The organism is Hydrogenophaga sp. (assembly GCF_048549895.1).
Lineage (GTDB): Bacteria > Pseudomonadota > Gammaproteobacteria > Burkholderiales > Burkholderiaceae_C > Hydrogenophaga.
Window position 1 is genome coordinate 1 of the sequence record NZ_JBLYYB010000101.1, and the last position, 12,834, is coordinate 12,834.

General features: G+C 57.4%; 10 protein-coding genes. 6 read left to right on the top strand and 4 right to left on the bottom strand.

Annotated elements, in window-relative coordinates:
• Positions 1–4,220: AAA domain-containing protein (locus tag ACN4F8_RS10495; RefSeq protein ID WP_419473539.1), on the bottom strand; the 4,220-nt coding region annotated here is incomplete at its 3' end.
• 460 nt (positions 4,221–4,680) lie between these two features.
• On the opposite strand from ACN4F8_RS10495, the gene ACN4F8_RS10500 reads away from it, so the two are divergent.
• The gene (locus tag ACN4F8_RS10500) at positions 4,681–5,895 is read left to right on the top strand and encodes a hypothetical protein (protein WP_419473540.1); all 1,215 of its coding nucleotides are present in this window, start codon (positions 4,681–4,683) and stop codon (positions 5,893–5,895) included.
• Positions 5,896–5,921: 26 nt separating this feature from the next.
• Positions 5,922–6,635: a hypothetical protein gene (locus ACN4F8_RS10505; protein ID WP_419473541.1), complete on the top strand. Its 714-nt coding sequence runs from the start codon at positions 5,922–5,924 to the stop codon at positions 6,633–6,635.
• Between the two features lie 17 nt (positions 6,636–6,652).
• Here the strand turns inward: ACN4F8_RS10505 and ACN4F8_RS10510 are convergent, their stop codons facing one another.
• The 3 genes from ACN4F8_RS10510 to ACN4F8_RS10520 form a co-directional block, all read right to left on the bottom strand.
• Positions 6,653–7,021 (bottom strand): retropepsin-like aspartic protease, encoded by a 369-nt coding sequence (locus ACN4F8_RS10510; protein WP_419473548.1) that lies wholly within the window; start codon positions 7,019–7,021, stop codon positions 6,653–6,655.
• Positions 7,022–7,107: 86 nt separating this feature from the next.
• Positions 7,108–7,356, bottom strand: a complete 249-nt coding sequence (locus ACN4F8_RS10515; RefSeq protein ID WP_419473542.1) for a hypothetical protein — start codon at positions 7,354–7,356, stop codon at positions 7,108–7,110.
• A 72-nt stretch (positions 7,357–7,428) separates the two neighbouring features.
• Complete coding sequence (locus ACN4F8_RS10520) at positions 7,429–7,917, bottom strand: MerR family transcriptional regulator (RefSeq protein WP_419473543.1); 489 nt, start codon at positions 7,915–7,917, stop codon at positions 7,429–7,431.
• Between the two features lie 385 nt (positions 7,918–8,302).
• Between ACN4F8_RS10520 and ACN4F8_RS10525 the strand changes: the two genes are divergently transcribed.
• The 4 genes from ACN4F8_RS10525 (at position 8,303) to ACN4F8_RS10540 (ending at position 12,783) form a co-directional block, all read left to right on the top strand.
• The gene (locus tag ACN4F8_RS10525) at positions 8,303–8,809 is read left to right on the top strand and encodes a hypothetical protein (protein WP_419473544.1); all 507 of its coding nucleotides are present in this window, start codon (positions 8,303–8,305) and stop codon (positions 8,807–8,809) included.
• On the top strand, positions 8,806–9,474 hold the full coding sequence (locus ACN4F8_RS10530) for a DUF6988 family protein (protein WP_419473545.1): 669 nt from the start codon (positions 8,806–8,808) through the stop codon (positions 9,472–9,474). The genes ACN4F8_RS10525 and ACN4F8_RS10530 overlap by 4 nt, the downstream gene beginning before the upstream one ends.
• A 613-nt stretch (positions 9,475–10,087) precedes the next feature.
• A complete protein-coding gene (locus tag ACN4F8_RS10535) occupies positions 10,088–10,825 on the top strand; it encodes a TnsA endonuclease N-terminal domain-containing protein (RefSeq protein WP_419473546.1) in 738 nt (245 codons plus the stop codon).
• The gene (locus tag ACN4F8_RS10540; protein WP_419473547.1) at positions 10,822–12,783 is read left to right on the top strand and encodes a Mu transposase C-terminal domain-containing protein; all 1,962 of its coding nucleotides are present in this window, start codon (positions 10,822–10,824) and stop codon (positions 12,781–12,783) included. The genes ACN4F8_RS10535 and ACN4F8_RS10540 overlap by 4 nt, the downstream gene beginning before the upstream one ends.
• The last annotated feature ends 51 nt before the right edge of the window (positions 12,784–12,834 follow it).

A 12,834-nucleotide genomic window follows, 5' to 3' on the forward strand; every position in this document is an offset into this window, starting at 1 on the left:
CCTTCGACCACGAAGTCAATAAAAAAGGACCCTGCCTTGACCTGCGGTATCACGCGATAGCCGCGCTGAAAAAGCTCTGTGTAGACCTGACGTTCAAAGCCTGATTCGCAGAGGTCGATGAGGCTCTTGCCATCTTCAACGTTGCTGTCCTTGGGCTTGGCGTAGTAGCCCAGCAGTCCGGCACGCAAATCAGCCTGTGACAGGTCCTTCATCTGCACGGACCGGACCAGGTACATCCGGTCTCGGGCGCGGCTGGCGGCCACGTTGAAACGCTGCTCAAACATGTTGCCGGAGAGGGCTTTGCAGTTACTGGGGTCAACGACCATGGAGAGGAACATGATGTCGCGCTCGCTTCCCTGGAAGGTTCTCGCATCACCGCACTTGAAATGCCTGCGCAATAGCTCTGCTGCATCACATTGGCTGCGAACCAGCAAATCGATGTTTTTGGCTTGCTCAGAGCCCAGCAAGGAGACCACTCCAAGCGTTCTACCCGCCAGTTTGGGGTCGGCAAGGATTGCCTTGATTTCGGCCACGATGGCACTTGCCTCGTCTCCGTTCTGGTCCTTTTTGCCCCGGTAGCCCGTGGGCACATAGATGTCCACCAAGGGAGGGTCGATTCGTTCAGATTCGCGAGGGATGCGCAGCGGCTGCATCGAATCGTTGTAGAACCGGTTGCTGTAAGCAATGATGGCCGGTACGCACCTGAAATGCTCCCGCAGCATCACCTTGTTGGCCGCAAAAACCGTGGACGCCATGTCGTACAACGACTTCTCTGGCGTGAGACTCGCCGCATGGGGTTGGCCTGCCAGAAATCGATTGGCCAAGTCCTGAATACGAACTGCGGAGATGAATCCGCCATCGGGCGAAACCTGCTTGTCGTCGCCCACCACGAGAATCTGTTTACCGCGCAGAACGGCAGGCAGCGCCCAGATGTCCGACTGGCTGGCTTCGTCCACGATGACCAGGTCGAAGCTGCCGAGCGTCGCAGGCAGTGTTTCTGACACTTTGGCGTGACTCATCACCCAGCATGGCACCGCGCCTTGCGCATCGTGCATGGCCTTCTGCGCGTCACGGCGATACCTGCTGGCATTGGGTCCGGTTCCCTGGCCAATCTTGCGTACTGCTGTTCTGTAGGCTTCAAGCGCCGAAAGCGTTTTAGGGGATGCGCCAGCTTTTGTCTCGCGCCAGGCCGATTTGGAGACCATGGTCTCGTAGAGGCGCGCGAGCCCCCGCTCAAGGTCGCTGCGTCTTGAGGCCATGGCCAACAACTCATCTCTGGCTTCGATGCTGTCCAGATGGGTCTTCAGTCGTGCCCATGTCCATGCCTGTCGCCACGTCGTGGGAAGCACGATGTCCTCGCCCGAAGCAGGCAGAGGAGACGTCCGCACGCGGCTGCCCAGCAGTGCGGCACCGGCTTTCTCCAGTGCCTCAGCCCCTGCAGTGAGTATTTGAAAGTCGTGCGCCATCGCCTCAATGCGACGGACCTCGCCGACCAGCTCAGCGTAAGCAGCCACCACTCGTTCGGCGGGCATCTCCTTGTTTCCCAATAGCTCGGCGACGAACTCGCGAAGCTTTTCTGAAACCGTTCCAGCGGCACCTGCGAGTTTCTCTTGGAGCGTCGCCAGCAGCACAGTGGCCTCGGCCAGTTCGGCACGCGTCAGGTGGCTACGAAGGTGCTCCCGAACCTTGAGCAAATCTGCTGATGTGCCTCTGAGCTCCTTGACTGGCGGCTTGGCGAAGACACGTTCGGCAAGCGCCGGAAGGTGGTTGTCGTGATTGGTCGCGAGGAGATGCGCTTTGCGGGCATGGGTGGCGACCATCTCAATTTCCCGCAGCGCCTGCACACTCGCCTTGACCACGGGGACCGACAAGAGGTCCGCAAACTGATTCCAGCGCACGCTGAAGGAGCGTACCCGGTCGTGCAGTTGCAAGTACTTCTGCACGTGCTTCCAATCCTCTTCGCCTTTGGGAGCCAGGCCAGCGACCCTAACCGCGGCGATGTGCTCTTTCGCCTCAGCTGCCCCGATGGCAATCAGTCCGAAAGGCTTGCCAGTCTCGGCCGCTCGCTTGACCGCATCGGTGAACTTTTCACCACCCAAGGCGGCCTCCGGCACGTCTACTGGCACTTTAAGAAATGCGGCCCGTGCACGAATCAGGTCGTCAATCTCGGTGAACAACGCCTCAAGAGCTTCGCGCTCGCTGACGAAATCTGCTTGACGGCACTTGCGGCGGAACTCGGCCGTCCAAACGTGCCCCGTTTCTTCCAGTTCCAGAGCAAGCTGTGCAGCTGCCTCGACGCCGGGCAGCATCTTGCGAGCGTCAGCAAGCACCTCAACGGATGCAGCGCGCAGCGCCAGCAGTCCACCATTGGCTTCCGCCGCTTCAATTTCGCGCATGCTGACAAGAACGTCATGCAGCCGGCCAACGTCGGCCGCCGCCGGCAGTCCAGCACTGGAAGGGATGCGCGCGGTGGCGTACTGCAAATCCAATCCCGCCCGGCGCCGGGCCTCCCGCAAGCCGGCCATCTCGCTGTCTGTCAGCGGAGGACTGTGCTCTGGCGCCAGCGAGAGCACATCATCGAACCATCCATGGCGCTCCATACCTGACACAACCAGTTGAGCCATCTTCTGAGCACGCAACTCGACACCGTCCACGCTGATGCTCGACAGTTGCGCCAGTGCGATGTCGTCAACTCGCCGGTCGATTTGCGCCAGTTCAATATGCGCTTGGTCGATGCCGGCCAAGCATTGTTCAATCTCGGTTCGCACCACATCCAGATTGAGCTGAGACAAGTTGTGCGTGATGGCTTCAATGGAGTTTTGGAACTGGCGCATACCCTCTCTGTCGCCGGAGAGCAATGCCACCGTCAAGGGCCTGACCGCCTCTGGAATCTTGGACTGCAAGACCTCCAGAGCCTGCTCTCCTTTCGAGGTGACCAAGACCTTGCGTCCAGTCGCCAAGTAGTGACAGACGATATTGGCAATGGTGTGCGTCTTGCCGGTCCCAGGGGGACCTTGTACGGCCACACCGTCAGAGCGCTGCAGCTGCTCAATGATGGTGACCTGCTCGTGGTTGTAAGGCAGGGGGAAGTAAAGCTCCAAGGGCTTTCCTGTGCCACCACCCCCGCCTCCCGACAGTCCCCGAAAACGCACTGGCTCGTGGTTGATTTTTTCGTCCGACGGCGGAGTCACGAATGCGGCAGCACCCATAGGTAACGCGGCGCCGTCCAGGATTCGGCTTTTCAGGCGCTCAATGTCCTCGTGGAGAAAGTTGTTCGAACGCACCCGCGAGAGCAGTACCCAAGCGTCTGTGACCAAGAGGTCTTCCCCAGGCAAGGGAGGCACGCGTTGTCCGTTTAGGTAGCGGCCCTTTTCGTGCAAGTTGCCAGCCACCATCTTGAGGATGTGCTCGAAGCTGCCGGGGTCAAAAGGAGTCGGAGTGCGGTCACCGGACTGAGCCAACGCTTGCTTGGCCGTTTTTTCGACGTCCGGTGCACTCAACAATTGACACGCCGAGAAAGCATCGAACTCAAACCGTGGTTCTACGCCGCGCGGCCGGACCGTGATGGCCAAGCTGGCTTCATCCACGGTGAGTTCCATGGCCTGGGTGAGCAGGGGGTATTGGTAGTCGACAGCTCCGTCCTCATCTCTCAGGCGCCAGGCAGCAATGCCCATTCCCCAAACCAGTTCCTGCGGTTTGGCCGTTTCCTCAGACTCCATCTGTTGCTTGAGGGAAAACAACTCCCCGTAGAGGTCAATGGACTGCCTTCGCGGCTTCTCGCCCGCAGACCAAGCCTTCCAGAGCAGGGTGTACTGAGCCAGTCCCTTGGCGACACTGGCCCGAAAAATGGCGGCCTCTTGGTCTGCCTGTTCCGCAGACTTGCCAGTGGCGTTGAGAGCCAGCTTGTGTTCCAGCGCCTTCTCATCCAACAAAGGAGATGAGGCGTTTGGCGAGGTTGGGGCTGATATCAATCCACGAAACGCTTCAGAGACTGTGGGCGGCGGGAATGCTTCCAGCCTCTCCACTCGCATCCAGATGTGGTCCCCTTCAACCTTTATGTCAAAGTCGACGCCCGGGAGCCCTGAGACTTGGTCCATGGTCTTGAGAAGACCGTGCGGCACAGCAAGGGTGTAGCCTCGCGCGTCAACGACCTTGGATTGCTCCAGGACGTAGTCCAGAAGACCATGCATGAGGCTAGAGGCTGAGTCCAATGTCTTCATCTCCTGAGATTCTGGATGTCAGAGGACAAAGGAACGGCCGGACTACGAAAAGTCAAACACGCCCCCTGTCTCAAGGCATTGAACCATGGGGATGCAGTTCTGCTCAATAAAACTCCAATGGATTCAAATAGTGATGCGCTTTGGCGCATCGGCTTGCGTGACCAAATTCACACAAAACGACCCTGACTAAAGAGGTTGTCTCCGTACGAACCCCTTCATGCCACCACATGTAGGCCTTGGCATACCTAGTCAGCGATTCAAGTCTCGACGGCGCAAGGCGGTGGCTGCTCTGGTGCAAAGCAACGTGCGTGGCGTGCAAGGTGGCAGAAGAGCAACGTCGATGAGAGCAAGTGCTCAACCTCGAAAAAGAGGAGGCGGTGACTCGTGGGATTCACGCCACCTTCCGCCGTCCAAGCTGTGATGAAATGCGCCGAGCGAGAAACATCAGGAAGGCAATACCGTGGAAGTACTGGTCTTTATTGCCCTTGCAGTGGGCGTGTGGTGGTGGTTCAAGAAGAAGGCTCCGAGCGACAGCAGTGCTACTGCCAAGCCGAGTGCAGACCCGGAAATCAAGCTGGCCGTCACTATCTCGACCAGCTTCGCGCGCGAAGAAGATGCGCCTCCTCGAGACGTGGGGCCCCTCACTGAAACCGATTCAGGTGCGTGGGTTCTGAACCCGCTTTCTCCCTTTCCTCTGACCCTACGGGGCGCCGACCGTGCGCTCGCACAGAAAGTCAAGGATGTCCTGGGTACACATACGCAATGGACCCAGAAAGTACCTGAACTGGCCCTGCTAATCGCGAAGCACAACCTACGCTTCAAGGAGGTGGACGACCTGGCGCTGCAGCTCAGACCAAAGTACGACGCCCACATCCAACGGCGCATCACGGCTTCTCCCGACTGGGGCGCAGCTTCTGAGAAAGACCGTGCCGACCTGTTGACGGAGTTCCAGGAGGAGGCCTTGGAGTCGCTGGGACTATCTGTTGGTCAAGCGGACCTTGCGACCCTCCTCACGGGACCACCTACTATGTTCCAAGCAGACGATGAGCTCCTACATCGCTTCGACAAGGACCTTGACCTCTACCCGTTTTACTTGACTCAGCTCGGGCGCGCCAACGCAGTGGTCACAGTGAAGGCCGACGATTGGGGTCGTAAGGCTTGGGAACGATTGGCTGACATGGGTATGGCGCTGCGCGGCAGAGACATACCAAGGGAAAAACTACTTGAAGGTCTTCGCCTCAAAGACCTGAATGAGGTCCTAGAAGGCGTCTTCGCCAAGCCTTTGGGACGTAAGGCCAAGGCCATCGAGGCCCTACTAGCCCAACCCGACCTCGACGCACGGTTGGACAAAAAGGTTTCGTTTCGGGAGATGTTCCAAGCCATTGCGCCTGCAGACGTCGACTTGACCGACCTTCAAGCTTCATTCGGACATGCAAGTGAGGTGGCAAGAGTGGTCCAGCAGACGTATTTCACGGGGGTTAAGACCCTTGACGAAATCGATGAGCGCAAACGTGAGCGCGGCATCTATGACGCTTGGGAAATTCGCAACTGGGAGGACCCACTGCCCGCTTGCGCCAAAGCGTTCTGCAAGAAATACGACCGGCTCCCTACCAAGCGGCCGCCCTTCCACCTCGGTTGCAACTGCCAGCTTGAGAGTGCTTTCAAGGACGATTGAGCGACCAGCGTCAGTGGGAGAAGTGCATGCCGATTCCTCAAAACCTGACTGGGTTGCATATGCTCGAAGAGGACCTTCGTGCGAGGTCTCTGCGCTGCATCAATTCGAGCGAAGAGCTGAGCGACCATCTGGAGTCGCTCCACGATGCCATGGACCATCTGACGGTACTTATCCGTGTCGGAACGGCACCAGGTTCCCGCCAGCACACCCTGCAACTCTTGGCCATCCGACTGTTGAACAATGCGGCCAGCGTGCTCAAGCTCGGTCTTTCAGGCTACTACCAGGTGGGTTTCCAGCTGATTCGCGAGATGCTGGAACTGGTCAATTTGGTCGACCTCTTCTCGGTGGAGCCCGACAAGATTGACGTGTGGCGCACCGCCGACCACAAGACGCACAAGGAGGTCTTCTACCCGGTCAAAGTTCGCCAAGCGCTGGAGAAGCACCCGCGATTCTCGGGGCACCGCAGGGATGGTCTCTACAAAACGTTCTCAAACTACGCAGCCCACCCGACCTACAAAGGCTTTCAGCTCATTGCCCCAGGCAACACGCCACAGATTGGCGCGTTCTTCGATGAACAACTCTTGGGCGCTCTCCTGTATGAGGCCGGTCGTCATTTGCCACACGCAACGATTTCTCTGAGCCTGGTGTTCGGGGAAGTCGATGAGTCTGTGCTTCTTGCCAAAGCGGCTTACGTGAATCAGCTACGTCGTTACCACGACAAATACGTGCAAGTCAAATAGACCGCCTTACAGGAAATCTAGGGATACGTGAGCGAGAAGGTCCCCTTGGGTCCGTCGTACTGCAGCACGCCCAACCTGAGTAAGTCACGGCCAATCATTCCATCGGTTCCTTGGTTCACCAATGGGCGTGCCAGCACTGCGACCGGCGAGACTCTCCACGGCTCTTGCGTCGCGCTTCCCTTTATCTCAAGAGAAACATCGTAGACGTCGCATGGCTCCGGTACACCTCGCGAACCAGATGTGATGACGCGCGCCTGGCTCGTGGGGGTCAGGCCCAAACTGCGCATGAGCTGGTCATTGAGCATGGTGCTGTCTGCGCCAGTGTCGATGATGAGAGTAACGCGAATGGGCGCGCCAACCTCATCTTGGCGTCCTGCGCGAAACATTGCCTCACGACGTTGAGGCGACAGCCAGACCTCTCCTTCAACGAGGAGCCCGTTTCCGCAAACCGGAAGTTCAACGAACTTGGGCACTATGCCAAGTCGCGTGTGAAATGCACCGTGCTCAACTCTGCAGGTTCGACCCTTTTAACGAAGAAGGAATCGAGCGCAAGGTTGGAGTACGCCCAGTCCAGCGCCTGCGCGTAATCATCAAAGTATTGAAGTAGCGCTGAGCCCTGAATGACCACGTACTGACCCTGGTGTGCAGCGAGGATTCGCTGCAGAGCCTGCTCGTAGGTGCGCAGCTCAGGCCTCTCCGGTGTCGAAATCAAGTCATTCATGTTGACGTCTCCGTGCTACTTGCATTCATTTGTCCTTGTACCCATTGCTTATCAGTGCCTGAACTCCGCTCATCAAGCGGTCAGCTTGGTCAGGGGGTCCGGTAGACGCTCGACCACTTCACGACGAATCTGTTCCAACTCCACTACAAACGCGAACGCATACTGTCCGTCAAGGGCACGCTCCAGCGGGTCATGCCCTTCCTTCAAATAGAGGAACTCGCCATCTGTAACCAGATGGCTCGCAGGCAGTGATGTCAGGGTGATGTCGGAGTGGTAGGTCCGAAGGTACTCGAGACCCTTGCGCAACCTGAGCGGCGAAATGCCAGCCGCCGCCAGTCGAGCTACCAGCCTCAGCGCGACCACATCTCCGAATGAGTAATGACGCGCGCGTCCATGCCCACGCGAACAGTCGCACGACGGTTCGACCAATCCCGTTCGGCAGAGGTAGTTGAGCATCGCCTTGGTGAGCCCAGCCAAACGCGCAGCCTGAGGAGTGTCGAACCACTCGGAGGATGGATGGGGAGACTGGCGAGCCTTGCCTAAATTTACAGTTTTGCGCACAACTGTATTTATACCCCGCAACGGGCTACCTTTTCAACCGCTCATACACATCTTGTCCCCAGAGTTATCCACAAGCACATGCCCACCGAAATTGTTTGGTCCGTAGCGGGTGAGTCGGATTCGGTTGTCGAGAGGGGGAGGCTGCGTCTGCCTTCCCTATGAGAGGAAGATGACCCACCACAAGCTTTGGGGACCTGACCATCCCACAGAATGTCCCAACCTCGGCAGCAGGATGTGCGCGTCGGCATGCCATGGAGCCCACTTTTCGAAACAAGCGAGGGGCGACCACACGCATGCTTCTAAAGTGGTCGGAGAATGCCCGCGTTCTAAATCGACCTAGGCGCTACAGGTAGTCCAACCACCGCACTTAGGAAACGGACACTGTATGTCGAAGGAATTTTGGGAAGAGTTTGAAGCCCTGCCTCTGGGCTTCGAAGAAGAAGACGAGCCGCGCTGTAGCGGCGCCATTCCCGAGAGCGAGAGCGTTCATCACGAAGCAAGGGAGTCCAGGCCGTCCATCAGCTTGATTTGCCCAGACACGGGCAGGGTGAGGTCGCACAGCACCGACGATTTGCGGGCGCAGCTTGCTCAGGCCCGCGTTGACTGGGAGTTGCCATCTTGTGGAGTGCCCCCCGAGCTTCCGCGAACCCAAGCTTTTGTGGATGAGGGCGTTGTCGCGTTTGACGACGAACTTCATGGCCGAGATGGGGAGTGGCTGGTGGTCACCGAGGTCTCGTCAGACCAGCGAATGTTGACCCTCCAGTGCCTCAACAGTGGCGCCCTTTTCAGGGTAGCAGCGAGTGCAGTGCAAGATGAAGTGCGCAAGCGCCGCCTGAAGATTCACCGGTACGGAGACCCGGACATCCCTCCAGAATTTGAGGACTATCCATGAAGCACATCACCCCTGAGGAGTTGGCTCATACGTTGGCCCGCAGCGTTGCTCTGCACGAAGCTGTGTTGGAACTCACCGAGTCGTTCGAGCCGTACCCAGGGCTGCACTTCGAGCTCGCATTCCAGTCGGCGCTCCTGTCGATGGAACACGCCACGGCGGCGATGCTTCTGATGCAGAACGGCATGGGGGCCCCGGGGATAGCCCTGCTGCGGCCTCAGTTCGAAAGCCTGGTGCGGGCTTTTTGGTTGATGTATTCCGCTTCAGAGGCACAGGTCGAAAAGCTCTCCATGCCGCTGACCATCGAGACCGCGCGCAGGGGCGATGACTTGCCCATGTTGAGCGACATGCTGAAACGGTTGGCTGTGACCGCGGAGGCACCAGCGCACATCGTCGCGCAGCTCAACGCGTACAAGGACATCGCCTGGAGGGCTTTGAACAGCTTCACCCATGGCGGGATTCACCCTCTGTCCAAGTTCGTTACGGGCTACCCTCCCAAGCTGATTTTCGACTCCCTTTGCAATTCAAACGGTATTTTGATGATGGCCGCTCAGTTGCTCTGTATATTGACTGGGGTTCCTGAAAATCAAATTCACTGGCGCAAGCTCCGCGATGAGTTTACCGATTGCTTTCACCCAATAAACTGGCCTATAGTGAAATCAGTCTAAAGATAACATTCATCATCGTTTAGAAATTTAGAATTCATGCGGAGCCATCGGTTTCTAAAATTAATCATCTCAATCGGTTGCATGAATCAGATTTGAAAATATGAGTTCTTGATTTGCACAATCTGCAATAAGTTTCGCCTCCCGGCAATGGTTGTCGGCAGGAGGCGGAAATGCGAAAGTTCAGCCGAAGGCCAGGAAGGTGTAGAACACTGCTCTTTAGGAATGGCAGAGCGAATAGTAAGCGCTTACAGGCGACTTTTTTAGAAGGGGAGACATCCTCACTGAATCACAAGACGCGTTTGCAATCTTTTTCTGGATTCTTGGGCGCAATCGCATCCGTCAATGGGACACGCCGAACACCAGGTTGTTCAAGGCGCGGCATCCCAAACAGTCCATGTGCAAACAAACAGTTTTGCTCTCTAAAGTGGTCTGAGCAAAACATTCTTGAGTACCTCGCTACACATGTGCAGAAATTTTTCTGCTCATTTTTTCGAGGTATTCGTTCATGAATTCGATTGGTACAACTGCACCGGGAACCTCCAAAAGTTTTCGCACTGAATCCTCGAGGCAACCCAAATTTCTCGGGGCCCCGGTCTACGGCATACGTGGAGGCATGCAGGCCCTTGACCGTGGGTCAAGAGAGGTCGCGCGCGGGTTCGGAAAAGCCGCGGTGCTCACGCACCACGAGAAGTCCAGCGGGGGCGTCGCTCTCGAGAGCGACGACGAGCGCCTGGTTGCGCACATGTTCAACGTGGACCCCGACGTAGGGGGGTATGACCCTCAGGCCTTCGCCGTGGAGCTCACCACCGGCTCCATCGCTTGGAACGATGAAGAAAAGGCGTCCCTTCGTGCGCGCGCAAGACGCCACGGAAGCAAAGCCATCTTCTACACGCCCGACTTCATGCTGCGTTGGACCTCAGGCATCAAGGCAGCCGTGGAGGTCAAGTTTGAGAAATTCCTTGGCGATGGACAGTACCAAAAGAAACTTGAGCTGGCGCAGCGCATCCTGTACTCGCTTGGCTTCGAGTTCCTGCAAATAGTCACACCCAGCAGCTACCGCCATCCTTTGAGAACAAACCTGCCTCTGCTGCACCAGGCCAACAAGCGTCGGGACCTTTGGCCCGGACCTGAAATCAGCGACCGCATACAGGCTCTTCACGAAGGAGGTGCGAAGACGATGGGGCACTACCTGGGCGGTCTGGACTTGGACGCACGTATGGGTCCCTTGCTGCTCGTGTCCGGTCACTTGGAAGCGGATGTGGTCGAACACGCGCTGTGTTTCGCCACACCAGTCAGCCCGGCTTTTGGGGACCTCAGCCACCTCCAACTTGTCGGGAGGGTCGCGAAATGAAAGAGCTCGACTTCGGCGACCAGCTCTACGACCCTCGAGTGGCCCGCTTGGTCATGCAGGTCACAAGCTCTGAATTGGCCATGGGCCGTGTCCGAGTACTTGAGGCCAATGCTGATGTGGAGCGATGGATTCCTTACGACGAACTGCGCTGCCAAATTGGGGCGGGAACCCTCGAAGTTCGCCGCAAGGACAACCCCACATTGGCTGTCTTCCTGGACCATGATGACGCCACAACCTGCAAGCGCAGAGGCTCGCGCTACCTGCCGTCCAAGGAATCCGAGGACCGCTATTTGGCCGCGGTACACAGAGCAACAAAAGTCGTGAATGCAATGAACGACTACTGCAAGCGACACAAGGTCAGCGCCTATGCCGCGTATGACGCTGTGCGCGAGCAGTTCATATCCTCTTCAACCGGTTTTGAGTTTCCGTCTGTGGCTTCTGTCTACCGCATGATTGAGCGCGACAGATGCAAGGCGTCCTTGATAACTCCGAACAAGAAAAGGGGGAACCACGACGGCCGTCATTCGAAGGCGATGGACGCGTTCATCTGCAGGTTGGCGAAAAAGACCTACTTGACCGAGAAGTCCAAGTGGACTTTGAAGGAGTTCACCGACGCGTGCCGCCGGATGGCCATCGCACGCGGAATAGCCAAGCCAGCAAGCCGACTGAGCAAAAAATACGTCCACAAAATCATCACGACCAAGCTGCATTCCATGCCAAAGGCCGCACGCTTGCTTAAAAAAGACAGGGCAGCTCAGATGTCTGTGGCCAGCCACCGCATCCAGGTCGAGGGCATCCTTCAGCGAGTCGAGCAGGACACGGTTCACCTGCCATTCGTCATCATGACGGAGGATGGGCCCTGTTCCGACGTCTACCTGATTCAAGCCATCGACTGCGCTTCGAGCAACGTTGTGGGATGGCACTTGCAAATCGGTGCCCCCAACGAGTCAAGTGGCCTTGAATGCGTCGAGTCCACACTCTTCTCCAAAGCGACTTCGTTCAGTTACTTCGGCATCGATGAAAGCCATGACCTCTATGGAACTTGCGGTCTGCTGGTGCTCGACAACGGACCAGAAGGGCGTGGCGGGCGGTTCCGACGTTTGGGTCAACTGGGAATTGATGTCCATTACTGCAAAGCTCGCCACCCTCAAGAGAAACCATTCATCGAGCGTCTCAACCGCTCCCTGAAGGAGGCTTTGCAGCTATTGCCGGGTTGCACACGGGTGGACGGAAAGGACGGGCAGAGAAACCCTGTTGTACTCGGTGACAAATTGATGGAGCTCAAGGAGCTTGAGCGCTGGATTGTTCACTGGTACTTCAATGACTGGGCAGACACCGTTCTTGAGAGGTTTGTGGACGAAGAGGTGTCCGAGAACCGTGGACTGGGGGTCACGCCCCGCCAGCGCTTCAAGAACATCGTCGAGCGGGTGGGATGCCCGTTGCCATTGCCGCCCAACCGCAGCGACTGGATTCGCACCAAGTACAACGTCGTCTCACGAAAACTCAACATCAAGTCCGGCGTCACCTTTGAAGGCTACGACTTCAAGGGGGACAACCTCATGCGCTTGCTCCATCGCTTCGGCCAAGAGCCCGTGCTGGTGTTGTACGACCCGGAGGACTACAGGCGCGTCTACGTCTTGGAAGATGAAGCGCTTGTCGAGCTGACGAACCAGTCAGCCACGGAATTCTCGCCTGCCTATTCGTTCGAGTACGCAAAGGAGCACCGGGCGCAGCTCAAGAAGAAGAACTCGGAGACTGCAAAGCAGGCTGCCTTCAGAACCGCATCGCAAGAAAAGTCTCTGGAAGAGCACACGCAAAAAGGCCAGCCCAAGAAGTCATCTGGACGTGACGACAAGAAACAGGTCGTTCAGCGGGCCAAGCAGCGCGACGCTGTAAACCGTGCCGTTGTAAACCTGCGTATTTCGGCGAATGTGACCGGTCATTTCGGCGCATCGTGACCGGTGGGCTGAGCGATGTTCTCAGCGCCGTTTCGGTAACGTGACCGCCCG